This window comes from Dyella jiangningensis, assembly GCF_003264855.1.
In the GTDB taxonomy this organism is placed as follows: domain Bacteria; phylum Pseudomonadota; class Gammaproteobacteria; order Xanthomonadales; family Rhodanobacteraceae; genus Dyella; species Dyella jiangningensis_C.
In genome coordinates, this window is sequence record NZ_NFZS01000001.1 from 2,247,498 (window position 1) to 2,274,497 (window position 27,000).

Sequence of the window (27,000 nt, forward strand, 5' to 3'; positions counted from 1 at the left end):
GGCCTCGTCATGCTATGGGCCTGCATTTTGCTGCCGCAACTGGCGCTGGACGGCGTCCTCCGCCGTCGTCCGCCATCGGACGAGCCATTGGTGCTGGTAAGCGGCCCGGCGCAGGGTCGCATCGTGCACGCGGCCAATGCCGCCGCGCGTGCGGTGGGCATCTATCGCGGGCAGCGGCTGACCGCGGCGCAGGCGTTGCTGCCGTCCTTCGCCATGGTGGAATACAGCACCGGCGACGAATCGCATTGGCATCGATTGCTCGCGGCCTGGGCGTATCGCTATAGCGGCGACGTGGGGTTGCTGCCGCACGCGGTGGTGCTGGAAGTCAGCCGCAGCCTCAACCTGTTCGGTCCGTGGCCACGTTTCGAATCGCTGCTGCGCGAAGACCTGGTCGGCCTGGGTTTTCGCCATCGTGTCGCGCTGGCGCCGACGCCGCAGGCCGCCTATGTACTCGCCGGCGTGGAAGACGGCATGGCGGTGATGGATGCGCCGAAGCTGCGCGGCGCCTTGTCGTTCATCGACGTGGCGCGTGCGCGCCTGCCCGAAGGCGTGGCGCCATCGCTTCAATCCATGGGCATCCGCACGCTGGCACAGCTGCTGGCCTTGCCGCGTGCCAGCCTGCAGCGCCGCTTCGGCGGCGAACTGGTGGCGCAGATCGATCGCCTGCTCGGCGACGAACCCTCGCCGATGGAAAGCTACCGACCGCCCGACACGTTCGACCAGCGTATGGAGTGGACGCACGAGATCGAGCACGTCGAGGCGCTGATGTTCCCGCTGCGCCGACTGACGGGTGATCTCTCTGCCTATCTCGCCGGGCGCGATGGTGGCGTGCAACGTTTCGAGCTGCTGCTGGAACATCGCGATAGGCCGCCGACGCGCGTGAGCGTAGGCATGCTGGCCGCGGCGCGCGAAGCCTCGCTGCTGTTCGATTGTGCACGCGGCCGGCTGGAGCGCGTGGAGTTGCCGCAACCCGTAGTGGCGATGCAGTTGCTTGCGCCCGACCTGCCTCCCTTCGTGCCGGCTGGCCGTGATTTGTTCGATGCACGGCCGGCGAACGCGATGCCGCTGGATCAGTTGCGCGAGCGTCTGCGTTCGCGCCTGGGCGAGCAGGCCATCCAGCATCTCAGGCGCACGGTGGATCCGCGCCCCGAGCTGGCGCAGACCTCGGCGCCTTATGTCAAGGAAGCGCCGCCACGCAAAGGCCTGCCGCGCCCCGCCTGGCTGCTGGACCAGCCACGTCCGTGGCGCGGCCCTCCGCCGGAACTGCTGGCAGGGCCGGAGCGTATCGAAACCGGTTGGTGGGACGGCGGCGAGATCCGGCGCGATTACTACGTGGCACGCACCGCGCAAGGCCAATACGCCTGGATCTATGGCGCACCGGGCGAGCAAGGCAGGTGGATGCTGCACGGGTGGTTCGCATGAACGACTACGCCGAGCTGCATTGCCTGTCGAACTTCTCCTTCCAGCGCGGCGCGTCGAGTGCGCAGGAGCTGTTCGAGCGAGCGAAGGACTGCGGCTATCGCGCACTGGCGATCACCGACGAGTGTTCGCTGGCAGGCATCGTGCGCGCGCTGGAAGCATCGCAGGAAACCGGTGTTGCGCTGATCGTCGGCGCCGAGTTCCAGATCGAGAACGGCCCCAAGCTGGTGCTGCTGTGCGAAAACCTGGAAGGCTACGAGTCGATGTGCGCACTGATCACGCGCGGGCGTCGACGCGTGGCCGAGAAGGGTACGTATCGCGTGACGCGCGAGGACTTTGCCGACGGCCTGCCCGGCACGCTGGCCTTGTGGGTGCCCGCGATGGAGCTGCGGCAGGAAGAGGGCGCATGGGTGCGCTCGTTGTTCGGTGAGCGTGCCTGGATCGTCGTGGAGCTGCATCGTGGTCCTGATGACGCGCGGCGGCTGCAATCACTGGAAGCGCTGGGCCAGTCGCTCGACATGCCGTTGGTGGCGGCCGGTGACGTACACATGCACGTGCGCCGCCGCCGCACCCTGCAGGACGTGCTCACGGCCACGCGCCATCGCTGCACGGTGGCCGAAGCGGGTGCGCTGTTGTTTCCCAATGGCGAGCGCCACCTGCGCAGGCGCGAGACGCTGTCGGCGATCTATCCATGTTCGCTGATGGAAGAAAGCGTGCGCATTGCCGAGCGCTGCACCTTCCAGCTCACCGAGCTGAAATATCGCTATCCGGCGGAACTGGTGCCGGAAGGGCAAACGGCCATCAGCTGGTTGCGCCACCTTACGGAAGAAGGCGTGCGCTGGCGATGGCCGCAAGGCGTAACCCCGAAGGCGCGCAAATTGATCGACGACGAACTGGCGCTGATCGAGAAGCGCGAGTACGAGCCGTTCTTCCTTACCGTGAAGGACATCGTGGATTTCGCGCGCAGCCAGGGCATCCTCTGCCAAGGGCGAGGTTCGGCGGCGAACTCGGCCGTCTGCTTTGCGCTGGGTGTCACCGAGGTCAACCCGGATACGCACGAGCTGCTGCTGGAGCGTTTCATTTCCGTCGAACGCGATGAAGCCCCCGACATCGACATTGATTTCGAGCACGAGCGCCGCGAAGAAGTCATCCAGTACATCTACCGCAAGTACGGGCGTGAGCGCGCTGCGCTGGCCGCGACCGTCATCAGCTATCGCGGCAAGAGCGCCGTGCGCGACGTGGCCCGTGCGCTTGGGCTGCCCATGGATCAGGTCGACCTGCTTGCCAAGGTGTTCGGGTGGGATCGCGAGAACGTGCTGGAAGACAACCTGCGCGAGCATGGGCTCGACCCGGACAACCCGCTGATTCAGCGTATCTGTCGGCTTGCTTTCGAGCTGCTGGATTTTCCGCGGCATCTGTCGCAACACGTGGGCGGCTTCGTCATTTTCGACCAGCCCTTGTCGCGCCTGGTGCCGGTGGAGAACGCGGCCATGCCGGACCGCACCATCATCCAGTGGGACAAGGATGATCTGGAAAAGATGAACCTGCTCAAGGTCGATTGCCTGGCGCTGGGCATGCTGACCTGCGTGCGCAAATGCCTGGATCTCCTTCGCTCGCACCATGGGCGCGACCTCAGCATGGCGAAGATCGGCGCAGACCCTACCGACAAAGATACCTACGAGATGATCCAGAACGCCGACACCATCGGCGTGTTCCAGATCGAAAGCCGCGCGCAGATGGCCATGCTGCCGCGACATCGGCCGGAGAAGTTCTACGACCTGGTGATCCAGGTGGCGATCGTGCGACCGGGGCCCATTCAGGGCGACATGGTGCATCCGTATCTGCGGCGCAAGCGCAAGGAAGAAGAGGTCACCTATCCATCCGAGGAATTGAGAGGCGTGTTCGAGCGCACGCTTGGCGTGCCACTGTTTCAGGAACAGGTGATGAAGCTGGCCATGGTGGCCGCGGAATACACGGGCGGCGAAGCGGACGAACTGCGCCGCGCCATGGCCGCATGGAAACGGCACGGCGGCCTGGAAAAGCATCGCGACAAGCTGATCGGACGCATGCTGGAAAAGAACTACACGCGCGAGTTCGCCGAGCGCATCTTCGAGCAGATCAAGGGTTTTGGTTCCTATGGTTTTCCCGAGAGCCATGCCGCCAGCTTCGCGCAGATCGCCTACGTCAGCAGCTGGCTGAAGTGCCATTACCCCGGCGCCTTCCTGTGCGCCTTGCTCAACGCGCAGCCCATGGGTTTCTACGCGCCGTCGCAGCTGGTGCAGGACGCGCAGCGCCATGGCGTGCACGTGCGCCCGGTCGACGTGCGATCCAGCCATTGGGACAACCTGCTGGAGCCCGATGCAACGTCCAACGGCGGCTATGCGATACGCCTGGGTTTTCGCCAGGTGCGTGGCTGTCGCGAGGATGTGGCGCTGCGCCTCGCGGAAGTGCGTGATCGCATGCCGTTTGCCGATGTGGCCGATCTATGCGCGCGTGCCGGACTGGATGCGCGTCACCAGGAAGCCTTGGCCGAGGCAGGCGCCTTGCGCGGCATCGCGGGCCATCGCCATCGTGCCCGCTGGGCCATCGCCGGCATCGAGGCGCAGCTTCCGCTGTTCGGTCATGCCAGCCCTGAAGAAGAGGATGTCTCGTTGCCGCCGCCGACCCAGGCGGAGAACACGCTGGCCGACTATGCGCGTACCGGCTTGAGCCTCGGGCCGCATCCGGTTCGCCAGATCCGCGGCCGACTGCAGGCAGTGCGCTGCGTGGATTCGCGCGCGCTGCGGTATCGGCCGCATGCCAGCCACGTGCGTGCGGCGGGCCTCGTCACTCAGCGCCAGCGCCCGCAGACGGCGAGCGGCGTCACCTTCATCACGCTCGAAGACGAATTCGGACCGATCAACGTGGTGGTATGGAGCCATGTGGCCGCGCGACAGCGCCGCATCTATCTCGAGGCTCGCCTGATGGGGGTGGAGGGGCGTTGGGAGCAGGTGGATGGTGTCAGCCATCTCATCGCGCATCGCCTGATCGATTTCAGTTCCTTCCTGGGTGATCTGGATAGCCGCTCCAGGGATTTTCATTGAGTTGCGTGGGCGGGCCTGGCCAACGACGCTGTCGGGTGTGCCAGCCCTGAAACAGCCTGGCGAAGACGCGGGGTGCATGCATGGTCTTCGCAAATGAACTGGCATGATCCTGCGCACGGTGAGACATGAGCGTCCGTTCTGCCGGGGCGAGGCGGGACGCTCTGCGACATCGCGATGGTGGCTTTCCGCCTGGCGACGCCCGAGTGGCGATCGCTGCTTTCCTGCGAGGGGTGGGCGGATTCCCGGGGAATGTCTTGCTGACCTGCGGTGAGCGACATGTTCAAGCATATCTTGTTGCCTACGGATGGCTCCGAGCTCTCCCTGCGAGCCGTGGATATGGGTATCAGCATCGCCGTCAGCCATGGTGCCAGCGTCTTTGCGCTCCACGTGATCAAGCCGCCGCCGGGCGTGCAGCACCTGTCGGACATGCTCGTCCTGCAGGAAGACGAGCGCGCAATGAAGGTCACGCGCCGGGCGACGGCCTATCTCGATGAAGTGCGCCAGCGGGCCGAGGCGGCGCACGTGCAATGCCATAGCGGCTACGAGTTCGACCTGCGCCCCTACATGGCCATCATGGCCGCCGCCCGCAAGCAACAGTGCGACCTCATCGTGATGGGTTCGCACGGAAGAACCGGCCTTGACAGGCTTCGGTTGGGGAGCCAGGCGAGCAAGCTGTTGGTGAGCACCGACGTTCCCGTGCTGATCTGCCGCTGAGCAGGCGGCGGCTGAAACTTCTCGCTGTCGTCTCTGCGTCTCGGCGACGCATCGATCGTCGCAAATCGTCAAATGGGCGTCCAAATGGATTGCCGTCGAAAGCATCGTTTTCGTCAACGGAGTCGATGGCGGCGTAAACCTAGTGCGACGATTACTTAAGTACATTTCACATCGAATGATGTTTGCCATTAAAGTGAAAACCCCTTTAAACAAGGGTTTTCGTGCAACTCCAAGTGCTCGTCGTTACACGCGGGAAACACCGAAATTTTTCGGTATTTTCGGCGCAAACGATTCACGTCGCCTTGATCCGGGCGCGACCATTCTTTGCCGCGGGTGCAATACCCGTTGAAGTTGGGGGATGCAGGTTTTCTTGATGATGAGTGTCAGTCGTTTGGTCGGCTGGTTGCGCATGCTCGCGTTGCCATCCGCTCAGGCTCCGGAACCACGCACTGGAGGCACTGATGGACGGCACGAAGAAGATGAGCATGATGCAGCTGACCGTGCTGGTGGCGGTCAACATGATGGGGTCCGGCATCATCATGCTTCCGGCCAACATGGCGAAGGTCGGCGCGATATCGCTCCTTTCATGGATCGTGACGGCTCTGGGGTCGATGGCTATCGCTTACGGCTTTGCACAGGCCGGCCTGCTCAACCAGCGAACGGGCGGCATGGCGGCCTACGCCGAGGATGCGTACGGCAAGGGCGGCTACTTCCTCACGTTCTTCCTCTATTTCCTCTCGCTGGCGATCGGCAACGTCGCCATCGCGATTTCGGCGGTGGGCTACCTCGCCGCGTTCTTCCCCTGGCTGTCGTCCTCGCCGATGTCCACCTGCATCGGCGTGATCCTGCTCATCTGGATCACCACCGCCGCCAACTTCGGCGGGCCACGCATCACCGGCCGCATCGGCGCCATTACCGTGTGGGGCGTGATCGTGCCGGTGGCGGGCTTGTCGCTCATCGGCTGGTTCTGGTTCAAGAGTTCCACCTTTGCCGAAGCCTGGAATCCGCAGGGCATGAGCCTGATGAAGGGCATGGATTCGAGCATCGCGCTGACCTTGTGGGCCTTCCTCGGCATGGAGTCGGCGGCGCAGAACTCCGATGCGGTGGAGAACCCCAAGCGCGACGTGCCCATGGCCTGCATGTTGGGCACGCTCGGTGCGGCTGTGATCTACGTGCTGTCCACCACCGTGATCCAGGGCATCGTGCCGAACAAGGAGCTGGCTGAATCCACCGGTCCGTTCGCGCTGGCGTACTCGCAGATGTTCAGCCCCGCCGTGGGTTCGGTGATCCGCGCGCTGGCCATCCTGGCCTGCCTCGGTTCGCTGCTCGGCTGGCAGTTCACCATCGCGCAGACGGCGAAGACGGCGGCGGAAGACCATCTGTTCCCGCGCTTCTTCGCCAGGGTCAACAAGATGACCGCGCCGGTGATCGGCATGATCGTCATGGGCGTGGTGCAGACCCTGCTGGCGTTTTCCACGGCATCGCCCAGCCTGGGCGAACAGTTCGCGGTGCTGGTCAACCTTGCGGTGGTGACCAACGTCATCCCGTACATCATCGCACTCTCGTCCCTGATGGTGATGATGCGCAGGGCAGGCGTTCCAGATCACACGTACAAGCTCAACACGTTCGTCGCGACGGTAGCGATGCTCTACAGCACCTACGCCATCTATGCCTCGGGCATGGAGGCCGTGCTGGGCGGCACCATCGTCCTGGCGCTCACGATCCTGATCTACGGTTTCCTGGCTCCGCGGTTCCCCTCGCCGGTGGTTACCGAACCGGTGCGCGGTTAGTCACGTGGTGGACGAAACCCCGGTCTCAGGAGAGAACACATGTCACGCATGAAGGGTGTCGCAATGCGAAACCATCTGCTTCACTGGGTGCTTCTGGCTGCATGCCTTGTTCCGGTGCAGGCAGCGTTGGCCCAAGGCCAGTCGGGCACACTCGATCGCATCCGGGCGAACGGCAAGATCACGATGGGCTATTACAACGAAGCCCAGCCGTTCACCTACCAGGGATCGTCAGGATCGCCGGACGGCTATGCCATCGCGCTGTGCCGCGCCGTGGCCACCGCCGTCCAGGAAGAGCTGAAGCTGCCGAACCTGTCGACGCAATTCGTTGCCGTCGATGCGGCCGAGCGATTCAACGCGGTCAAGGATGGGCGCATCGACCTGCTGTGCGGCCCCGCCGTGCCGACCTTGAGCAATCGGGTCACCGTCAGCTTTTCCATACCGATCCTCGGCAGCGGCACGGGCGTGATGGTGAGGAAGGATGCACCGGTGGCATTCCGCGAGCTGCTGGAAACAGGCCAGACCGCGGGGCATCCCATATGGCGCGGTTCGCCCATGCTGAGCGCCTTGCAGCAGCGTACGTTTTCGGTGATCTCCGGTTCGCTGCAGGAGCAGCTGCTCAAGAACCGCCGCGAAGAACTGAACGTCAACAGCGTGATCTCGCTGGTGCCGGACCTGGCCACAGGCCTCAAGCAGTTGCAGGACGGCAAGTCGGATGCCTTCGTCGCCGAGCGCAACGTGTTGCTCGATCTCGCCAAGCGCGACACCTCGGGCAAGCTCGTCGTGCTCAACCGGGTCTTCGACTATGAACCGCTGGCGCTCGCGCTGAGTCGCGACGATGCGGATTTCAGGTTGGCTGTCGACACCGCCCTGAGCGAGCTGTATCGCTCGGGGAAGATCAGCGGCATCTACGAGCAGTATCTCGGCAAGCCGGACAAAGCGGCGCAGGACTGGTTCCGCAGGACGGCCGTACCGCAATAGCGGACCACGAGCGCGCTGCACAGGTAAAGGGATGGGGCAGGGTCGCACCTGCCTCTTGTGGCGCAAGGGGCGTGACGCCGGGCGTAGCAACGCCTGGCCGCGCGGCAAGCAGCGCAAGCCCCGAGCGTGACTGTCAAACCGACCCGTCATTGGGGGGAGGGCAGCGTGAAGACGGGATTTCGGGGTATTGGCGTGGTTTGTATCCTGGCGCTTGTCGCGCTGGTGGCGTGCAAGGGCGACAAGACGGCGCCCGAGGGTGCCGCGGCACTGCCGGTGGGCATCATCACCGTCAGCAAGGCGGATGTGCCGGTGGTGTTCGAGTTCGTGGGACAGACGCAGAGCTCGCAGGAGGTCGAGATCCGCGCGCGCGTCAACGGCTTCCTCGATCATCGCGTCTATCACGAGGGCGCGATGGTGCATGCCGGAGACGTCTTGTTCCGCATGGATGCCAAGCCCTTCAAGGCGGCGCTGGATGCGGCGCAAGCCGAGTACCGGCAGCAGAAGGCGCGGCTGGATACGGCGCAGGCGAACTTGAATCGCGTCAAGCCGCTGGCTGCCAAGAATGCGTTGAGCCAGAAAGACCTCGATGACGCCACCGGCCAGCAGCAGGCCGCGGCGGCCGCAGTGGAACAGGCGCGCGCCGATGTCACCACCGCCGAACTCAATCTCGGCTACACGACCATTACCTCTCCCGTCGACGGGCTCTCCAGTTTCGCCAAGAAGCAGGATGGCTCGTACATCGACGCGAGCAACAGCCTGCTCACCTACGTGGCGAAGCTGGACCCGATGTGGGTGAACTTCAGCCTGTCTGAAAACGAGTTCCTGCAGTTTCGTGCGCAGTCGCAATCCGGTCAGCTGAAGATGCCCAAGGAGGGCGGGTTGGAGATCGACATCGTGCTGGCCGATGGCAGCCAGTACGGCAAGCACGGACGCATCTCGTTCTCCGATGCGGCGCTCAACAACGAAACGGGCACGTATCTGGTGCGTGCGGAATTCGCCAATCCGGACGACGTGTTGCGCCCGGGCCAGTTCGTGCGCGTCAAGGTGCGCGGCGCAAGCCTGTCCAGCACCTTGGCCGTGCCGCAGGAAGCGGTGCAGCAGGGTGATCGCGGCGCCTTCGTGTGGACCGTCGACGACCAGGGCAAGGCCAAGCAGCGCGCCGTGGAAACCGGCGGCTGGAACGGTAACGAGTGGGTTATCAATTCGGGATTGCGGCCGGGCGACCGCGTCATCGTGGAGAACCTGGTCAAGCTGGCGCCCGACATGCCGGTGAACCCGCATCCGTACACGCCTGCCGCGGCGCCCACCACCGCCAAGGCGGCGCCCACCGGAGGCGCCCAATGAGCATGTCACGGTTCTTCATTGACCGCCCCATCTTCGCCTCGGTCATTTCCATCATCATCACCGTGGCGGGTGGGGTGGCGATGTTGAACCTGCCCATTGCGCAGTTTCCGGAAATCGCGCCGCCGCAGATCACGGTATCGGCCACCTACCCAGGCGCGAGTTCCGACATCATCGCGCAGAACGTCGCCGCGCCCATCGAGCAGCAGGTGAACGGCGCCGACAACATGATGTACATGAACTCCACGAGTTCATCGACCGGCAACATGACGCTCACCGTGTACTTCAAGATCGGCACGGACCCGTCGCTGGCGCAGGTGGACGTGCAGAACCGCGTGAACCTGGCGCTGCCGTTCCTGCCCAGCGAGGTGACCGCGCAAGGCGTATCGGTGCAGAAGCGGTCGTCGGCGTTCATGATGGTGATAGCCATCTATTCGCCCGACAACTCGCTCGACCCGGCCTATGTTGCCAACTACGCCAACGTCTACGTGCTCGACGCGATCAAGCGCATTCCCGGCGCCAACCAGGCATCCATCTTCGGTTCGGCCGACTACGCGATGCGCATATGGCTCAAGCCCGATCGCATGGCCAAGCTCGGCATCACGGTGGGTGATGTCCAGCAGGCGGTTGCCAACCAGAACCAGCAGTTTTCCGCGGGCCGCATCGGCGCGGCACCGACGCCCGGCCCGGTGCAGCAGACCTTTCCGATCGCCACGAAAGGCCGGATGACCGAGCCCAGGGAGTTCGAGAACATCATTCTCCGCGGCGGCACCAACGATGCGGCCGCGCTCGTGCGCATCAAGGACATCGGCCGCGCCGAGCTGGGTTCCAAGGAATACGCGCTGCGTGGCCGCTACAACGGCAAGACGGCCACTCTCATGGCGGTCTACCAGCAGCCCGGCGCCAATGCGCTGGACGTGGCGACCCAGGTGAACAAGACGCTCGCGGAGCTCAAGAAGAGTTTCCCGCCGGGGCTGGAATACGAAGTGGCGCTGGATACGACCGAGTTCGTGCACGAGTCGATCAACGAGGTGGTGCATACGCTGCTCGAAGCGGTAGTCCTCGTCATCGTGGTGGTCTACATCTTCCTGCAGAGCATGCGCGCCACCCTGGTGCCGCTGCTGGCCGTGCCGGTGTCCATCATCGGTGCGTTCATCGGCATGAGCGCGTTCGGTTTCTCCATCAACATGCTCACGCTGTTCGGCATGGTGCTCGCCATCGGCATCGTGGTCGACGATGCGATCGTGGTGATAGAAAACGTCGAACGAAACATGACCGAATTCCATCTGCCGCCGAAGGAGGCGGCCAAGCGGGCGATGGACGAGGTCAGTGGACCGGTGGTGGCGATCGTGCTGGTGCTGCTTGCGGTATTCATTCCCGTGGCGTTCCTGTCGGGCATTACCGGGCAGCTGTACAAGCAGTTCGCCGTGACGATCGCCATTTCGGTAGTGCTGTCGGGCGTTGTTGCGTTGACGCTGTCGCCCGCGCTCGCCGCGATCATCCTCAAGCCGGGTAGCCACAAGAAGAACCGCTTCTTCACCTGGTTCAACACCAAGTTCGACGCCATGACCAACAGTTACGGGCGTGGCGTCCAGCTGTCGATCAAGCGCGTTACCGCTTCGCTGCTGCTGATCCTCGGCATGATCGTGATCACGATCGGGTTGTTCCGATCCATCCCGACATCGTTCCTTCCGGTGGAAGACCAGGGCTACCTGTTTGGCGCCGTGGTGCTGCCAGATTCGGCCAGTCTCGATCGCACCGGTGAGCTGTCCAAGCGTGCCGAGGAGTGGTTCCTCAAGCAGCCCGGCGTGAAGTCGGTGGCGGCCCCGGTCGGCTACAGCCTGATCGATTCGCAGAACAAGACCAACGCGGGCACCTTGTTCGTCACCTTGAAGGGCTTTGCCGATCGCGGCGAAGGCCAGACCGCCGCCGACCTGATACGCGAGGGCAGCAAGGCCTTCAGAAGCTATACCGATGGCGTGGTGGTGCCGATCAATCCGCCTTCCATTCCGGGCCTGGGCACCACCGGCGGCTTCGAGTTCTGGCTGCAGAGCACGGGCAATGCGAGCTACCAGCAACTGGAAGGCAAGGTGCGCGAGTTCCTTGCCAAGGCGCGGCAGCGACCCGAGCTGCGCGGCGTCAACACCACCATCAATACCCGTTCGCGCCAACTGCTGGTGGATGTGGACAGGGAACGCGCCGAATCGCAGGGCGTGGCCGTGCAGGATGTCTACACGGCCATGCAGACCATGTTCGGGTCGCTGTATGTCAGCCAGTTCCCCCGCAGCAGCCGCCTGTTCCAGGTGATCCTGCAGGCCGAACCGGCCAACCGCATGAAGCCCGACGACCTGATGGACCTGTACGTGCGCAACAAGGCCGGCGACATGGTGCCCATCAAGTCGATGATCACCACGCGCTATGTGCCCGGCGCCGACATCGTCACGCGCTTCAACAATTTCCCGGCCGCGAAGATCACCGGTGATGCCGCCGAAGGCTACAGCTCCGGCCAGGCGCTCACTGCGATGGAAGAGACGGCGCAGGAGGTGCTGGGTTCCGGTTACAGCTATGGGTGGAGCGGCCAGGCGTATGAGGAAAAGAGCGCCGGCTCGACCGCCGCGGCGGTGTTCGGCTTCGCCATCCTCATGGTGTTCCTGATCCTGGCGGCGCAGTACGAGAAGTGGTCGTTGCCGGTGGGCGTGATCATGGCCGTGCCGTTTGCATTGTTCGGTGCACTGATCGGCATCCTGATACGCGGCATGGAGAACGATGTCTACTTCCAGATCGGCCTCACCGTGCTGATCGCGCTGGCGGCCAAGAACGCGATCCTGATCTTCGAGTTCGCGGTGGAGATGCGCGAGAAGGAAGGCATGTCACCGTATGAGGCGGCCTTGCACGCGGCCAAGCTGCGCCTGCGCCCGATCATCATGACCTCGCTGGCTTTCGTGCTTGGTTGTATTCCGTTGGCCATCGCCAGCGGCGCGTCGTCCGCGAGCCGTCGTTCGCTGGGTACCGGTGTGATCTTCGGCATGCTGGGCGCCACGGTGATCGCCGTGTTCTTCATACCGATGTTCTATTGGGGCCTGGAAGTGATGTCCGGCCGGAAGGCGGCGAAGAAGGAGGGCACGCCGGAGGATTCGCATGCCAAGCCTGCGGACGGGCTGGCATCGCCGGGGCAGGAGGGTTGATCATGCATCCGCTTCGTCGCTTGCTGCTGCCTTCCTTGCTTGGCTTCGCCCTGGCCGGTTGCCTGATGGGTCCGGACTACCATCGTCCCGACGTGGATGTTCCGCTGGGTTACCGTTTCGCGGACCAGAACGCGACCAGCAGCTTCAACGCCAGCTGGTGGTCGCAATTCAACGACCCCGTGCTGGACGACCTGGTCAACAAGGCCATCGCCCAGAACAAGGACCTGGCCATCGCCGTCGCCCGCATCGAGGAATTCCGCGGGCGTGTCACCACCACGAGTTCGGCGCTGTTTCCGCAGATGGGTGCGAACGCCGGCGCAGGCCGTGAGCGCATCGCGCAGACGCCGCTGACGCCGTCGTACGAAACCTCGCAGGTGCAGGTGAATGCGGCGATGTCGTGGGAGATCGACCTGTTCGGCAAGCTGCGCCGGCTGCGCGAGTCGGCCAAGGCCGACCTGCTGGGCACGGAATACGCACGGCAGGCCACGCTGGTGTCGCTGGAGGCCAGCGTGGCCTCCGGCTATATCACATTGCGCGATCTCGACCAGCGGCTGGTGATAGCCCAGGCCACGGTCGCCACACGCGAAGACGCGCTGCATCTGTTCCAGGAACGCTTCCAGGGAGGCGTGGTGTCCCAGGTACAGCTTTCGCAGGCCGAGTCGGAGTACGCAGTCGCCAAGACCTCCGAGGCCGCCATTGCACAGCAGATCGCCCAGCAGGAGGATGCGCTGTCGTTGTTGCTGGGCCAGAATCCGGGGCCGATCCCGCGCGGCAAGCCGATCGACCAGATTGCGGTGCCATCGATTCCCGCGGGCCTGCCGTCGGACCTGCTCAACCAGCGCCCCGATATCCGCGAAGCCGAGCAGGCACTGGTATCTGCCAATGCATTGATCGGTGCGGCGAAGGCGCAGTACTTCCCGTCCATCAGTCTCACCGGATTGTTTGGACAAGCCAGCACCGGCCTCGACTCGTTGTGGAAAGGGCCGGCTCGAACCTGGTCCTACGCCGCAGCCATCTCGCAGCCGATCTTCACGGGTGGCGCCATCTCCGGTTCGGTGAAGCAGGCCGAGGCACGCCAGCAGCAGGCCTTGCTGGCTTACCAGTCGGCCATCCAGAGTGCGTTTGCGGACGTCGACAATGCACTGGTCGGCGAGCAGCGCACCAAGGAGCAACTGGCCTTTACCGACAGCCAGGTGACCTCGTTGCACAAGTACGCGTCGCTGGCGCGCGATCTTTACGAAGGTGGCTACACCAGCTATCTCGAAGTGCTGGACGCCGAGCGTAGCCTGTTCAATGCGCAGCTCACCCAGTCGGGCCTGCAGGCGCAACGGCTGATCGAAGTGATCAACGTGTACAAGGCGCTGGGCTACGGTTGGCCTACCGGGCAGGATGCCGTCGCGGAAGCGCAGAACCATTAGCTCCATTTTGCGTGACGGCTGTTGTTGCGGTTGATGCCAGCCCTCAGGGTGACGCGCGCTCCAGCCACGCCGCATAGGCATCGGCCACCGTATAGAACATCCGTCGCTTGCCCAGTGTGTCGTAGAGAGGCGATTTGCGCAGCGTGGCCAGCACGCCCGGGCTGACGCCAGTCAGCCAAAGCTCCGTGCCCGCCAGGCGCTGCTTTTCCTCGGCGTCGATCAGGGCGATCAGGGCGGTGTATTCGACATCGAAGACGGCGCTCATATCGAGCACGAGGACGCGTGGCCGCTGCTCCGCCAGCATGGGCTGGATGCGCTGCCCGAAGTGATCGGCATTGCCGAAGAACAGCCGGCCCTCGGGCCGCAGGATGAGCAGCCCGGTCGTGTCTTCATCGTCCGGATGGCGATCGGAGACGGGGCGGAACACCCGCGTGCCGGGTTTGCGCCGCAGCACGTACAGCGGCGGATTGAGCGACTGGTACGACAGCGACATCAGCGACACCACGATCGCCACGAGGATGCCCTTGAGCGTGCCGAGCAAGACCACGCCCAGCAGCGCCGCCACTGCCCACCAGAATTCGGTGCGGCGAATCGAACGGATCGCCACGAAGTCCGCCGGCTTGAACAGGCCGATCGAGTAGACGATGACGATGGCCGCGAGAATCGTGTTGGGCATCATGCCGATGAAGGGCGCCAGAAGCAGCATGGTCGCCAGCGCCACCAGCGACGTCACCAGGCCTGCGAGTTGGGTTTTTGCGCCGGCGAGGCGGTTGACGGCGGTCTGGCTGGTGCCGCCGCCCGACGGCATGCATCCGAAGGGGGCGCTTGCCACGTTGCCCAATCCGGTCGCCCACAGTTCGCCGTTGGGTTGCGGATAGGACTCGCCGGGTGCAACGAAGGCGCGCCCAGCGGCGATCGACTCGGTGAAGCTCATCAGTGCGATGCCGGCGGCGGCCGGCCACAGTGCGCCGGCCAGCGACAGGTCCGGCAGCGTGAGCGAAGCAAAGCCCGTCGGCACATGTCCCACCACGGTGACGCCGTGCACGCCCAGATGCAGCAGTGGCATCGCGACAATGCCCAGCGCCACGGCCACGAGTGGTGCGGGCGCCTTGGGCGCCATGTGCTCCATGGCGACCAGCAGCAGGATGGCGAGCAAGCCCACGGCTGCGGTGGCCACCGAGAGATGCGGCAACGCCGCCGCGAGTGCGCCAAGGTCGCGGATGAAGCCGCTTTTGGCGATGTGCAGGCCGAGCAGCTTGGGCAGCTGGTCAACGACGATCACCACCGCCACGCCTGCCTTGAATCCGGTCAGCACCGGCGCCGAGATGAAATTGGCGACAAAACCCAGGCGCAGGACCGCCGCGGCGATCAGCATGCTGCCCGTCAACAGGCACAGCGTGGCCGTGGCCTTCGCGAGCGCAACCGGATCACCATCCGGAACCGCTTGCGCCAACGCCGTGCCGGTGAGAATCGCCAGCGTGGTCGTCGTACTCACGCTGAGCGGCCGCGACGTGCCCAGCAGCGCGTAAACCAGCATCGGCACGAAACAGGTGTACAGGCCCACCTGTATCGGCAGGCCGGCCACCGTGGCATACGCCAGCGCCTTGGGCAGCACGATCGCAGCAGCCGTGATGCCGGCCAGCAGGTCGCTTCGCACCCATGCGCGCTCGCATCCGCGCAACCATGACATGAGCGACACATGCGGGCCGGTCATGGCGTCGGCTGCGCCATGGCGGGTCGAGTCGTCATATCGTTGGCCATGCGGCGACTAGAAGCGATATTTCAGCAGTACCTGTCCGCCGCTGAACCTGAAAGTGGCATTGCCATGGAAGCGGTCCTTGTCCACGTCCGCGTCGATCTTGTTGTAGGAGTACTGCGTGATGACGGCCCAGTTCTCCCAGGGGTAGAACTCCACGCCCAGGCGGAAGTTGTACAGAGTGGCATCCACGCTGCCGATGTTCGCCTTGAAGGCCCCGGCGTCGGTGACCAGGCGCGCCCACGGCTCGAACTGGTAACGGTACGACACGCCGATCGAAGGGTCGGGCAGGTTGGTCGACGCCTTGGCATGCCCCTCGCGCGATACCGATCCGCTCGCGCCCGAGCCGTTCGCCGACACGGTCCCGGTGAGCTTGAGATCGAAGCTGTAGGCCTGCAGGCCACCGGCGACGGCAAATGCCCCCTGGTCGCCTATCCAGGCCCAGTAGCGGTAGGTAAGCCCGTAGGCGTCCAACGTGAAATCCGACTTGAGCGTCGTGCCGACGAGCAAGGTCTGGTCGTTGAATTCCAGCGAGCGGTTGAGCGTGCGGGAATGGTTGGAAGAGTCGTGGTAGTAGTCGAACTCGAACTCGTGGCGGTCCCAGGGGCGCCAGGACACGTTCAAGAACGGCAGGTAGCGCGTGCCGCCCTCGCCAAGGTCACGCGAAAAGCTGAGCGTCGTCCCTGAATTCTTCAGACTCCCGTCCGCGCGCAGGCTGCCGGAAAAGCTGTTGGCGAACACGCCGCCGCTCACCGAGAAATAATCGAGCATGGGGTGGTCGTCGGCGAGCGCGGGCGTCGAAGCCAGAACCAGGCAGGTAACGCATGCCGGCAATGCAAAGCGCGATGAAGACATAAGGCCCCCTAAGCGTTGATGGTCGTCCCCGTGCTTGTGTCCATGGCGGTCGCGCCGTGATGGATGGTTCGGCGCTTCCTTCTCGGTCGATGGCGGGCCAACGGCAACGTCGGAACCATCGTGTTTCCTGCAGGTCATTGTCTGCTCCGCCATGGGCCTTTTCCATGGAAGCGTCGTGAAAAACCGCGCGTGAGACGCGAACGTCGACACGAATTTTCCATCCACGAAAAACACTCCGTAGTTCTACGTAGGTAGTTCGTCAGGGCAGTGGCGATGCTGCTACGTAGTTCGTCGGATGCCTGCAAAAAAGCGCTGTTTTCAACGCGTCTACACATCCTCTGGTGTATCTACGCAACGGCATTTCTTCTTGCACGACCTTGAGGGAAGGTCGTCGACTCCACGGCTATCACGCAGTCATTCCGGCAAGGTGAATCCGGAAGTGATCGAAGCTGATCGCATGTCATTTCCTGTCAATCGATCTGAGGGGTGTCGTCATGTACGGGAAGCATTCCGGTTCCTCGTCGAGAGGTGCGCGCACGCTGGCGCCCCTCCTGCTTTGCGGTGTCGTTGCGGCAAGCCCCGGCGTGCATGCGCAATCGTCCGAGACCGCCGAACTCAAGGCGCAGCTCGAACAGGTGAGGGCGCAGATGCAGGCGCAACAACAGGTGATGCAGAAAATGCAATCGCGCCTGGACGAACTGGAGGCGAAGGAGCGCGAGCAGGCTGCGGCAAAGCCGGCCGCGGCGCCGGCGGCTCCACTGGTGAGTGCGGCGTCGGCACGGGCGCCATCGGGCCCGCCTGCGTATCGGCCGCCTTCGGCGATGGCCGGTGCGTCCGAGCCCTTGCCGGAGGGTTACATCCGCCTCGGCGATACCGGCAACCTGCTGAAGGTCGATCTCGTCGCGCAGCTCGATGCGATGGCCGACAGCACCTACATGGGAGCGCCCGATCTGTTCGTGCCCTCGTCGATTCCGGTGCGCGGACAGCCGTTCTACGACAGTGGAAGGCGCTCGGAAATGAGCGCCAAGCAGAGCATCTTCCGCATGGACTACCGGCGTGACACCGACTACGGCACGCTCAAGATCGTCTACAAGAACAACTTCTTCGGCAGCGGCAGCGGCGACATGCCGTACAACCTGCAGGCGTTCTACGGCGAGTTGGACAACGAGCATTACACGCTGTTGGCCGGCTACAACATTTCCGCCTTCACCGACATCGACGTGTTCCCCAACACGCTGGACTATGAAGGCCCGAACTCCTTCACCTTCAAGTACGGGCCGCAGATCCGCTTCGCGCCCATCCTCTACAGGAGCGGCGAAAGCGTGCTGACCCTGCCCATGTCGCTGGAAAAACCGAACGCGGATATCACCGTGCCCGGCGTTCCCGTGCTTGCCGAATACCAGACCTATTCGCGTCGTCCGGACATCACGCTCGGTCTGCGTTGGCAGGCGCCCGACTGGCACATCCAATGGGCGAACCTGTTCCGAGACCTGCGCGTCGAGAACGCCGATGCGCGCACGCGGAGCACGACCGGCTATGCCACGCAGCTCACCGGCACGACGAAGCTGTTCGAGCACGACAGCATCCAAGGGTGGTTCAGCTACGGCAAGGGGTTCGCCAACTTCCTGCAGGACATTTCCGGGCTGGGGCTGGATGCGGCGTTCAATCCGCAGGGCGATCTTCGCGCGATCCGCGCGCGCGGCTATGGCGCGGGCTACACGCACGCATGGCTCGATAACCTCACGTCCAGCATGTCCTACGGCTACTTGCGCATCAGCCCGCAGTCGAACCTGCTGATCGACTCGACCATGCCCAAGAGCACCAAGTTCGCCTCGCTCAACCTGGCCTGGCAGTTCAGCGAGCGCGCGATGTTCGGTGTGGAATACCTGTGGGGACAGAACATCGACTTGACGGATGCGCGGGGGCAGGGCCAGCGCATTCAGACCACCTTGCGATACGACCTCAACCCCTGATGCCGATGCGCCCTCCACGCCGGCCCGACAGGCCGGCGTCCTTCACGAGAGGATTTGCTCATGTCGATGAACCGCCCGTGGATTCTGTACGTCACCAGCGACTTGCCGGACGAGGGGTCGGTGCTTCGATTGGCGCTGACGCGACTCGGCGACGCCATTCGGCAACGAGGCATCGAGGTGGTCCAGGCGTTGAGCTGCGAAGATGGCCTCGCGGTGGCGCGCGGCAAGCCTTCGTTTTCCGCGGTGGCGATCGACTGGAACCTGGGCGAAACCGCCGACATGTCCGAGGGGCCGGTGATGTCGATCGTGCGGGCGGTGCGCGAGAAATCCCTGCGGGTGCCGATCTTCCTGATCACGCGCAGCGTGGAAGCGCCCGATGTTCCGTTGAGCCTGATCCGCGAAGTGCGGGAATACGTCAACATCGGCAGCGAGACGCCCGAGTTCTTTGCCCGGCGCCTGCACTTCGCCATCGACGATTACCACAGCGGCCTGCTTCCGCCGTATTTCAAGGCGCTGAAGAAACTCACGGAAGAGGGTGCCTACCAGTGGGATGCGCCAGGCCACATGGGCGGCGCGGCCTACCTCAAGCATCCGGCAGGCGCGGAGTTCCACGAGTTCTTCGGCGAAAACATCATGCGCGCCGATATCGGCATCTCCAATGCCGAGCTGGGCTCGTGGCTGGATATCGAAGGGCCGCCGGCGGAATCGCAGCGCATGGCGGCGCGCGTGTTCGGCGCCGACTGGACCTTCTACGTGCTGGCCGGTTCGTCGGCGTCCAACCGCATCGTGGTGCAGGCGGCCGTCGGGCGCGACGAGATGGTCATCGCCGATCGCAACTGCCACAAGTCGCTCAACCATGCGATGACGCTGGCCGGTTCGCGGCCGGTGTACTTCCAGCCGAGCCGCAACGGCTACGGCATGATCGGGCTGATCCCGCCCAAGCGCTTCTCGCGCGCGCATATCCAGGGCCTGATCGAGGAGTCGCCGCTCACTGCGGGCGCGAAGTCCAGGGAGCCGGTGTACGCGGTGGTCACCAACCCCACGTATGACGGCCTGCTCTACAACGTCGACAAGGTCACCGAGCTGCTGTCGGCCAGCGTGCCGCGCGTGCATTTCGACGAGGCCTGGTACGCGTACGGCAAGTTCCATCCCATCTACCAGCATCGTTACGCGATGGGCGTGCCACGGGACATGAAGAACCGGCCCACCGTGGTGGCGGTGCAGTCGACGCACAAGATGCTGCCGGCGTTCTCGATGGCGTCCTACATCCATGTGAGCAACAGCGAGCGCGGCAAGATCGCGTGGTCGCCGATCAAGGAAGCCTTCATGATGCACGGCACGACCTCGCCGTATTACCCGCTGATCGCGTCGCTGGACATCGCCACGGCGATGATGGACGAGCCGTCGGGCCCGGCCCTGCTGCGCGAAACGGTGAGTCTTGCGGTGGCGTTCCGGCGTGCGGTCGCCATCGCGAATCAGCGGTTCAAGGACGAGGGCGAATGGTTTTTCACCTTGTTCCAGCCGCCGAAGGTCACCATCAAGGGCAAGCAGGTCGCCTTCCACGAAGCGCCGCTCGAGGTGCTGGCGTCCTCGCCGGAATGCTGGACGCTGAGGGCTGGCGAGGCCTGGCACGGCCTTCCCGACGATGTCGTGAAAGACGACTTCTGCATGCTCGACCCGACCAAGGTGACCATCCTTTGCCCGGGCACGGATGCGAAGGGCAAGCTGTCGAAGCACGGCGTTCCCGGCGCGATCCTCGCCAAGTTCCTCGATGCGCGCCGGCAGGCGATCGCGCGCACCGGTGACTACACCGTGCTCGTGCTGTTCTCCGTCGGCACCACGCAGGGCAAGTGGGGCACGCTGCTTGAGACGTTGATGTCGTTCAAGCGCCTGTTCGACCGGAAAGCCATGCTGGAGGAGGCGCTGCCCGATCTCGTGCAGGCCTATCCCGAGCGCTACCGCGAGATGACGCTTCCGCAGCTGTGCGACGAAATGCACGCCGTCATGAGCGAACTGGATCTGCAGGCCATGGCGAACCAGGCCGGCGAGGTGCTGTCGGAACAGGCCATGACGCCCGCGGAGGCGTACCAGCACCTGATCCACGGCGATACCGAGGAAGTGCGCATCACCGAGCTGGCCGGTCGCGTGGCAGCGCTGATGATCGTGCCGTATCCGCCTGGCATTCCCGTGCTGATGCCGGGCGAGCGCGTCGATCCCAAGGGCGGCACCATCGTCAATTTCCTCAAGGCCGTCGAAGCCTATGGAAAGAGGTTCCCGGGCTTCGGCCGCGAAGTGCAGAACGTGCACGCGGACGGCAACGGCGACATGTGGGTGCGCGTCATTGCAGAGAAGGGCGCGCCCGCCAAGAAGGCCAAGGACCCCAAGAAGAAGCATTGAGCCAGCCCCGGGGATGCCTGGTCGCGTGGTCCGCGTCCCGGCGCATCCCTTCATGACGAGGCGCCGCTGAACGCCTGACGTAGACGCATCCACGCCCAACCATCGATCGCCTTTCAGGCTTGCCAACCAGGAGAATCGTCATGCTCGAACGTCGAAACCTGCGCCAGAAATTCCGCGTGCTGCTGGTCCATTCCCATGTCGGCACGGAAAGCGCAGGCGGGCGGGCCTGCCGTACGCTCGCCAATGAATTCGCGGACCGGAACATCGAAACGGTGGTGGCAGCCAACGTGGACGACGGCCGTTCGATGATCATGGCCGATACGGCGCTGCACGCGATGCTGATCGACTGGTCGCTGCCAGGCTCGGATGGCCGCGACAGCGACAACGGCGCCGCCATCGACCTCATCCATACGGTGCGCTCGCGCAACGAGAACGTGCCGATCTTCCTGATGACGGAGCCCGGCAAGGCGCGCACGCTGAACGTGGAAATCGTGCAGGCGATCAACGAGCTGGTATGGATCTCGCAGGATTCGGCCACGTTCGTGGCCGGTCGCGTGCAGGCAGCCATGAAGATTTATCTTGCCGCGCTGCTCGGCCCGCTCACCACGGCGCTGGCCAACTTCAACCAGGTCCACGAATATTCGTGGCATACGCCGGGGCACACGGGTGGTACGGCGTTCCTCAAGCATCCGACCGGACGCGCGTTCTACGATTTCTACGGCGAGCATGTGTTCCGCACCGATCTCTCGATCAGCGTCGGCGAGATCGGATCATTGCTGGACCACACGGGGCCCATCGGCGAGAGCGAGAAGTACATCTCGCGCATCTTCGGCTCGCATCGTAGCTACACCGTGACCAACGGGTCGTCGACATCCAATCGCATCATCTTCATGGCATGCGTCGGTCGCGACCAGGTGGTGCTGTGCGACCGCAATTGCCACAAGTCGATCGAGCACGGACTGACCATGACGGGCGGCGTGCCGCATTACCTCGTGCCGTCGCGCAACCGCTACGGACTGATCGGCCCGATCTATCCGGACAAGTTCGTCGAGGCCAGCGTGCGGGATGCGGTCGCCCGCAACAGCCTGTCCAGGGATCTGTCCGACCAGCAGCCGGTATTCGTGGTGGTCACCAACTCCACTTATGACGGGCTTTGCTACAACACCAGGCGCGTGCTGGAGGAAGTGGGTGGCTGGGTCGATCGCGTGCACTTCGACGAGGCCTGGTACGGCTACGCGCGCTTCAACCCGCTGTACTCCGGAAGACTGGCCATGCACGGCCCCTCGTCCGAGCACGACCCCAATGGCCCGACGGTGTTCACCACGCATTCCACGCACAAGCTGCTCGCTGCGTTCTCGCAGGCGTCGTATATCCATGTGCGCGACGGGCGAAGCGCGATTCCGCATGCGCGCTTCAACGAATCGTTCATGATGCACGGCTCCACGTCGCCGTTCTATCCGATCATCGCCTCCAACGAGGTGGCTGCCTCGATGATGGATGGCGTGGGCGGCCTTTCGCTGACCCGCGAAAGCATCGACGAGGCCATCAATTTCCGCCAGATCGTGGGGCGCCTGCATCGCGACTTCGCGAAGAAGGGCGAATGGTTCTTCCGCACCTGGAACCCGGAGGAGGTGACCGACGAATCCGGCAAGCGGGTCGCGTTTGCGGATGCGTCGCCGGAATGGCTCGCAACCGACGCCAACGCTTGGGTGCTGCATCCGGGTGAGAACTGGCACGGCTTCGGCCATCTGGAAGACGGCTATTGCATGCTCGACCCGATCAAGGTCTCGGTGCTGACGCCGGGCGTTCAGGACGACGAGTCGTTCGCCGACCAGGGGTTCCCGGCCACGCTGCTGACGGCGTACCTGGATGCACGCGGCATCGAGGTGGAAAAGACCAGCGACTTCGCCGTGCTGTTCCTGTTCTCCATCGGCATCACCAAGGCCAAGTGGAGCACGCTGGTCACCGCCATGCTCGACTTCAAGCGCGATTACGACGAAAACAGGGCGCTGGAGCGGGTGATGCCCAATCTGGTCGCGAGCCATCCGGAACGCTATGCCGGCCTCGGCCTGCGCGACCTGGGCGACCAGATGTTCGCCGAACTGAAGAAGACCGGGCAGACGCGCCATCTGCAGAGCGCGTATTCGAACCTGCCCGAGATCCGCTTGTCGCCGGCGGATGCATACCAGGAGCTCATCCGTGGCAAGGTCGAGCGCGTCGCGCTCGGCAACCTGGCGAATCGCACCCTCGCCACGAGCGTGGTGCCGTATCCACCCGGCATCCCGATGCTGATGCCGGGCGAGGCGGCCGGCCCTGCGGACGGCCCTTATATCGGTTACCTCAAGGCACTGCAGAGCTGGGACCACGCTTTCCCCGGGTTCGGGCACGACACGCACGGCGTGGAGGCGGAGGGCGGGGAGTATTACGTGCAGTGCCTGAAGTCCTGAGGAGCCCTTGCCATGGTGACAGGGGGCGGCAAGAAGATGGGCCTGGTTGGCGCCTCCTCCCTGGTGGTCGCCAACATGGTCGGAACCGGCCTGTTCCTGCTGCCCTCCAGCCTGGCCAGTGTCGGTAGCGTCTCGATCCTGGGCTGGGTGGTCGCGGCGGTCGGCGCTAGTGCGCTGGGCCTGGTGTTCGCGCACCTGGCGATGGTCGAGCCGAAGGCGGGAGGTCCGTACGCCTACGCGCGCGATCACGTCGGGCGGTTCCCGGCGTTCCAGACCAATCTGCTGTACTGGTTTGCGAACGTGATCGGCAATGTGGCCATCGCGGTTTCCGTGACGGGATATCTCGCCATTTTCTTCCCGTCACTGAAACACCCGTGGATCGCCAACGGCTGTACGGCCGCCATCATCTGGCTGTTCGTGTGGGTCAATACCCGTGACGCGAAACTGGTGGGCGGGTTCACCACCGTCAGCACCATCGCCGGCATCGTGCCGATTGCGTTCGTGGGCCTGTTCGGGTGGTTCTGGTTCCAGCCGCAGGTGTTCATGGAGAGCTGGAATCCGGGCGATGCGCCACTGCATTCGGCGATCGAGCGCAGCGCTTCGATCGCCCTGTGGGCGTTCCTGGGCGTGGAGAGCGCGGCCGTATCGGCCGGCGTGATCGAGAACCCGAAGCGCAATGTTCCGCTCGCCACGATCATCGGCCTGCTGGTCTCCACGGTGATCTACATTTCATGCTGCACCGTGCTGATGGGGGTCATTCCCGGCAAGGAGCTGCGCATTTCCGGTGCGCCGTTCGCCGAGGCCGCCCGCATGATGCTGGGGCCATGGGCCGCCATCGGCATCTCGCTGGCCGCCATCCTGAAGGCGGCCGGCTCGCTGGTCGGCTGGATCCTCATCGTCGCGCAGTCGGCGCAGGCGGCCGCCAACGACGGCATGTTTCCCGAACGCTTTGCACTGACCAACCGCCATGGCATGCCGGTGCAGAACCTGGTGGTCACCGGGCTGATGATGATGGTGACGCTGCTGGTGTCGACATCGCCGGACGTCGCCACGCAGTTCGCCCATATCACCGACGCTACCGTGATCCTGATGTCGGTGCCCTATATCTACTCCGTGGTGGCGATGTGGCGACTCAACCGCACGTTGCACATGGCCACGGGCAAGATGCAGCTCTTCATCGTGGTGGGCCTGGTGGCGTGCCTGTATTGCCTGAGCGTGGTGCTGGGGCAGTCGGCCGAGCTCGATCGCAAGGCGCTGCTGGTGTTGCTGATTTCAACGCCGCTGTACGCATTGATCAAACGTCGCTAGCCCGCGCACCTGCCTGCATTGACGGTTCCTTAAAGCGCCGGATGCGACGCTCAAGGCCTTGTCGATGCTTAGGCGCACCTCATGAACCAGCACTTCGATGCCGTGGTCGTCGGAACCGGGCAGGCCGGGCCGTCCTTGGCCGAGCGCCTGGGCAAGTCGGGCCGCAAGGTGGCAGTGATCGAACGCAAGCTGGTAGGCGGCACCTGCGTCAACACCGGCTGCATCCCTACCAAGACCATGGTGGCGAGCGCGTACGCCGCGCAACTGGCGCGGCGCGGCGAGGAATACGGCGTGCATCACGGCGGGAGCGTCCGCGTGGACATGGCGCAGGTGTGGAAACGCACCCGGGGCATTTCCGACCGTTCCCGCGGCAACGTCGAATCCTGGCTGGGCGGCATGCCGAATGTCACGCTGCTGCGTGGCCACGCGACGTTCGAATCGCCACGCCGCCTGCGGGTGGGCGATGACGTGATCGAGGCGAACGAGATCTTCCTGAATGTCGGCGGCCGCGCGGTCAAGCCGGATTTTCCCGGCGTCGACAGCGTGCCGTACCTCACCAACGTCGGCATCATGGATCTGCGCGAACTGCCGCGTCATCTCATCATCGTGGGCGGCAGCTACATCGGGCTGGAATTCGGGCAGATGTTCCGGCGATTCGGTTCCGACGTGACCATCGTCGAACGCAGCGAGCGACTGCTGCCGCGCGAAGACCCCGAGGTATCCGCTGCCATCGTGGACATCCTGCAGCGCGAAGGCATCGCGCTGCACCTGGGCGCCGAATGCATCGAGCTTCAGGGCTGCGCCGGCGACGTGGCCATCGTGGCCCGATGCGCGGACCCGCGCATGGAAGTGCGCGGCACGCATCTGCTGCTGGCCGTCGGGCGGCGCCCCAACACCGACACGCTGGGCCTGGACAAGGCGGGCGTGGCGACCGACGAGCACGGCTACATCGTGGTGGATGATGCCTGCCGCACCAATGTCCCGGGTATCTGGGCGATGGGTGATTGCAATGGCAAGGGCGCGTTCACCCACACCTCGTACAACGACTACGAAATCGTCGCCGCGAACGTGCTCGACAACGAGCCGCGACGCATATCCGATCGCATCGCGACCTACGCACTGTTCATCGATCCGCCGCTCGCGCGGGCGGGGCTCACCGAACAGGAAGCCTTGCGCAGGGGTCACGACGTGCGCGTCGGCGTGCGACCGATGGCGCGCGTGGGCAGGGCCATCGAGCGGGGCGAAACGCTGGGCTTCATGAAGGTGATCGTGGACGGCCGCAGCAACCAGCTGCTTGGCGCGGCGATTCTCGGCGTCAACGGCGACGAAGCCATCCACTGCCTGCTGGACACCATGTATGCCAAGGCTCCTTACCAGACGGTAACGCACGCCGTGCACATCCACCCGACGGTCGCGGAGCTGCTGCCGACGACGCTGCAGGACCTGAGGCCGGCCGGCGCGTCCTGAGGATGCCTGCGGGTCGGTCGCGTTGTCGGCCGACGGTGATATGCGAAGATGGCCCGGCGGTTCCGGGCCTTCCTCGCGTATCGATCACCGATCACGCATGCCGGTCGCGTACCTCACTCCTGCGAGCTTCCCGTCATGGCAACCGTCCGTTCCGGAAACCGAACCGCGCTCCTCGTCGTCGATGTACAGGTCGGCATCATGGCGTCGGCATGGAACAGGGAGAAGGTGATCGCCCAGCTTGCCCATGTGGTTTCGCGCGCACGCCAGGTGGGCGTGCCGGTCATCTGGGTGCAGCACCATGATGACGAGCTGCCACGGGATTCGGCCGCCTGGCAGTGGGTCGACGAGCTGCGGCCGCCCAGCGACGAGCCGCTGATCCACAAGCATTTCAATTCCGCTTTCGAGCAGACCGATCTCGAAGGCGAGCTCGACCGGCTGGGCGTCACGCGCATCGTGCTTGCCGGCGCCATGAGCAACTGGTGCATCCGGTCCACCGCGCATGCCGCCCTCGATCGCGGCTATGACCTGACCTTGCTTCAGGATGCGCATACGACGCAGGACCTTCGCCTCTCCGAGGATCGTGTGATCGCGGCGCGCGATATCGTGACCGAACTGAATGCAGCCATGCGCTGGCTTGCCTATCCCGGACGCGTCAACACGGTGGCCCGGGCCGCCGAGGTTGAGCTTGTCGCGCCGGGCCGGACAGAAGCTCCATGATGCTGTCGGCCTAGTGGGCACGGGCCTGCCCAGGCGAAGCAGGTCGTGCCGTACAGCCCGGAAAGGGTTGAGAACGCCCAAGCCTCGGATGCTGGCGGAGGTGCATGGTTATTTATTCAAGCAAATGATTTAGTATTGCCCGGCAAGCTGAT

General features: G+C 64.3%; 16 protein-coding genes. 14 read left to right on the forward strand and 2 right to left on the reverse strand.

Annotation, left to right across the window (positions count from 1 at the left end; all coding sequences use genetic code 11):
• Window positions 1–9: 9 nt before the first annotated feature.
• The 8 genes from CA260_RS10065 to CA260_RS10100 all read left to right on the forward strand — a co-directional run bounded on the left by CA260_RS10065 (window position 10) and on the right by CA260_RS10100 (window position 13,928).
• A complete protein-coding gene (locus CA260_RS10065; protein ID WP_111982676.1) occupies window positions 10–1,422 on the forward strand; it encodes a Y-family DNA polymerase in 1,413 nt (470 codons plus the stop codon).
• A complete protein-coding gene (locus CA260_RS10070; protein ID WP_111982678.1) occupies window positions 1,419–4,502 on the forward strand; it encodes an error-prone DNA polymerase in 3,084 nt (1,027 codons plus the stop codon). The genes CA260_RS10065 and CA260_RS10070 overlap by 4 nt, the downstream gene beginning before the upstream one ends.
• 276 nt (window positions 4,503–4,778) lie before the next feature.
• Complete coding sequence (locus CA260_RS10075) at window positions 4,779–5,216, forward strand: universal stress protein (RefSeq protein ID WP_111982680.1); 438 nt, start codon at window positions 4,779–4,781, stop codon at window positions 5,214–5,216.
• Window positions 5,217–5,677: 461 nt separating this feature from the next.
• Entirely contained in the window at window positions 5,678–7,006 is a 1,329-nt protein-coding gene (potE, locus tag CA260_RS10080) for a putrescine-ornithine antiporter (RefSeq protein WP_111982682.1), read from the forward strand.
• A gap of 39 nt (window positions 7,007–7,045) precedes the next feature.
• Window positions 7,046–7,984 (forward strand): amino acid ABC transporter substrate-binding protein, encoded by a 939-nt coding sequence (locus CA260_RS10085; RefSeq protein ID WP_111982684.1) that lies wholly within the window; start codon window positions 7,046–7,048, stop codon window positions 7,982–7,984.
• A gap of 192 nt (window positions 7,985–8,176) precedes the next feature.
• Window positions 8,177–9,328 (forward strand): efflux RND transporter periplasmic adaptor subunit, encoded by a 1,152-nt coding sequence (locus CA260_RS10090; protein WP_202864051.1) that lies wholly within the window; start codon window positions 8,177–8,179, stop codon window positions 9,326–9,328.
• Window positions 9,325–12,510 (forward strand): efflux RND transporter permease subunit, encoded by a 3,186-nt coding sequence (locus CA260_RS10095; RefSeq protein WP_111982688.1) that lies wholly within the window; start codon window positions 9,325–9,327, stop codon window positions 12,508–12,510. The genes CA260_RS10090 and CA260_RS10095 overlap by 4 nt, the downstream gene beginning before the upstream one ends.
• Before the next feature lie 2 nt (window positions 12,511–12,512).
• The gene (locus CA260_RS10100) at window positions 12,513–13,928 is read left to right on the forward strand and encodes an efflux transporter outer membrane subunit (protein ID WP_111982690.1); all 1,416 of its coding nucleotides are present in this window, start codon (window positions 12,513–12,515) and stop codon (window positions 13,926–13,928) included.
• Between the two features lie 43 nt (window positions 13,929–13,971).
• On the opposite strand, the gene CA260_RS10105 is transcribed toward CA260_RS10100, so the two are convergent.
• Together CA260_RS10105 and CA260_RS10110 are read right to left on the reverse strand one after the other, a co-directional pair.
• Window positions 13,972–15,642 carry a SulP family inorganic anion transporter gene (locus tag CA260_RS10105; protein ID WP_111982692.1) on the reverse strand — a complete coding sequence of 557 codons (1,671 nt, stop codon included), beginning with the start codon at window positions 15,640–15,642 and terminating at the stop codon, window positions 13,972–13,974.
• Window positions 15,643–15,696: 54 nt separating this feature from the next.
• Complete coding sequence (locus tag CA260_RS10110) at window positions 15,697–16,539, reverse strand: hypothetical protein (RefSeq protein ID WP_146745312.1); 843 nt, start codon at window positions 16,537–16,539, stop codon at window positions 15,697–15,699.
• A gap of 494 nt (window positions 16,540–17,033) precedes the next feature.
• On the opposite strand from CA260_RS10110, the gene CA260_RS10115 reads away from it, so the two are divergent.
• The 6 genes from CA260_RS10115 (at window position 17,034) to CA260_RS10140 (ending at window position 26,848) form a co-directional block, all read left to right on the forward strand.
• A complete protein-coding gene (locus CA260_RS10115) occupies window positions 17,034–18,512 on the forward strand; it encodes a DcaP family trimeric outer membrane transporter (protein ID WP_146745313.1) in 1,479 nt (492 codons plus the stop codon).
• Window positions 18,513–18,572: 60 nt separating this feature from the next.
• Window positions 18,573–20,909, forward strand: coding sequence for an Orn/Lys/Arg decarboxylase N-terminal domain-containing protein (locus CA260_RS10120; protein WP_111982698.1), 2,337 nt, complete (start codon window positions 18,573–18,575; stop codon window positions 20,907–20,909).
• Window positions 20,910–21,049: 140 nt separating this feature from the next.
• Window positions 21,050–23,356 carry an Orn/Lys/Arg decarboxylase N-terminal domain-containing protein gene (locus CA260_RS10125; RefSeq protein WP_111982700.1) on the forward strand — a complete coding sequence of 769 codons (2,307 nt, stop codon included), beginning with the start codon at window positions 21,050–21,052 and terminating at the stop codon, window positions 23,354–23,356.
• Window positions 23,357–23,368: 12 nt separating this feature from the next.
• The gene (locus tag CA260_RS10130; RefSeq protein ID WP_111982702.1) at window positions 23,369–24,664 is read left to right on the forward strand and encodes an amino acid permease; all 1,296 of its coding nucleotides are present in this window, start codon (window positions 23,369–23,371) and stop codon (window positions 24,662–24,664) included.
• A gap of 81 nt (window positions 24,665–24,745) precedes the next feature.
• Window positions 24,746–26,131: an FAD-containing oxidoreductase gene (locus tag CA260_RS10135; protein WP_111982704.1), complete on the forward strand. Its 1,386-nt coding sequence runs from the start codon at window positions 24,746–24,748 to the stop codon at window positions 26,129–26,131.
• A 135-nt stretch (window positions 26,132–26,266) separates the two neighbouring features.
• Complete coding sequence (locus CA260_RS10140) at window positions 26,267–26,848, forward strand: isochorismatase family protein (RefSeq protein ID WP_172461774.1); 582 nt, start codon at window positions 26,267–26,269, stop codon at window positions 26,846–26,848.
• The last annotated feature ends 152 nt before the right edge of the window (window positions 26,849–27,000 follow it).

Coding starts and splice junctions, on each gene's coding strand:
- CA260_RS10065 (WP_111982676.1), top strand. CDS start 10: ATGCTATGGGCCTGCATTTTGCTGCCGCAACTGGCGCTGGACGGCGTC.
- potE (WP_111982682.1), top strand. CDS start 5,678: ATGGACGGCACGAAGAAGATGAGCATGATGCAGCTGACCGTGCTGGTG.
- CA260_RS10125 (WP_111982700.1), top strand. CDS start 21,050: ATGCTCGAACGTCGAAACCTGCGCCAGAAATTCCGCGTGCTGCTGGTC.
- CA260_RS10100 (WP_111982690.1), top strand. CDS start 12,513: ATGCATCCGCTTCGTCGCTTGCTGCTGCCTTCCTTGCTTGGCTTCGCC.
- CA260_RS10105 (WP_111982692.1), bottom strand. CDS start 15,642: ATGACCGGCCCGCATGTGTCGCTCATGTCATGGTTGCGCGGATGCGAG.
- CA260_RS10135 (WP_111982704.1), top strand. CDS start 24,746: ATGAACCAGCACTTCGATGCCGTGGTCGTCGGAACCGGGCAGGCCGGG.
- CA260_RS10085 (WP_111982684.1), top strand. CDS start 7,046: ATGTCACGCATGAAGGGTGTCGCAATGCGAAACCATCTGCTTCACTGG.
- CA260_RS10075 (WP_111982680.1), top strand. CDS start 4,779: ATGTTCAAGCATATCTTGTTGCCTACGGATGGCTCCGAGCTCTCCCTG.
- CA260_RS10110 (WP_146745312.1), bottom strand. CDS start 16,539: ATGTCTTCATCGCGCTTTGCATTGCCGGCATGCGTTACCTGCCTGGTT.
- CA260_RS10130 (WP_111982702.1), top strand. CDS start 23,369: ATGGTGACAGGGGGCGGCAAGAAGATGGGCCTGGTTGGCGCCTCCTCC.
- CA260_RS10095 (WP_111982688.1), top strand. CDS start 9,325: ATGAGCATGTCACGGTTCTTCATTGACCGCCCCATCTTCGCCTCGGTC.
- CA260_RS10115 (WP_146745313.1), top strand. CDS start 17,034: ATGTACGGGAAGCATTCCGGTTCCTCGTCGAGAGGTGCGCGCACGCTG.
- CA260_RS10070 (WP_111982678.1), top strand. CDS start 1,419: ATGAACGACTACGCCGAGCTGCATTGCCTGTCGAACTTCTCCTTCCAG.
- CA260_RS10120 (WP_111982698.1), top strand. CDS start 18,573: ATGTCGATGAACCGCCCGTGGATTCTGTACGTCACCAGCGACTTGCCG.
- CA260_RS10140 (WP_172461774.1), top strand. CDS start 26,267: ATGGCAACCGTCCGTTCCGGAAACCGAACCGCGCTCCTCGTCGTCGAT.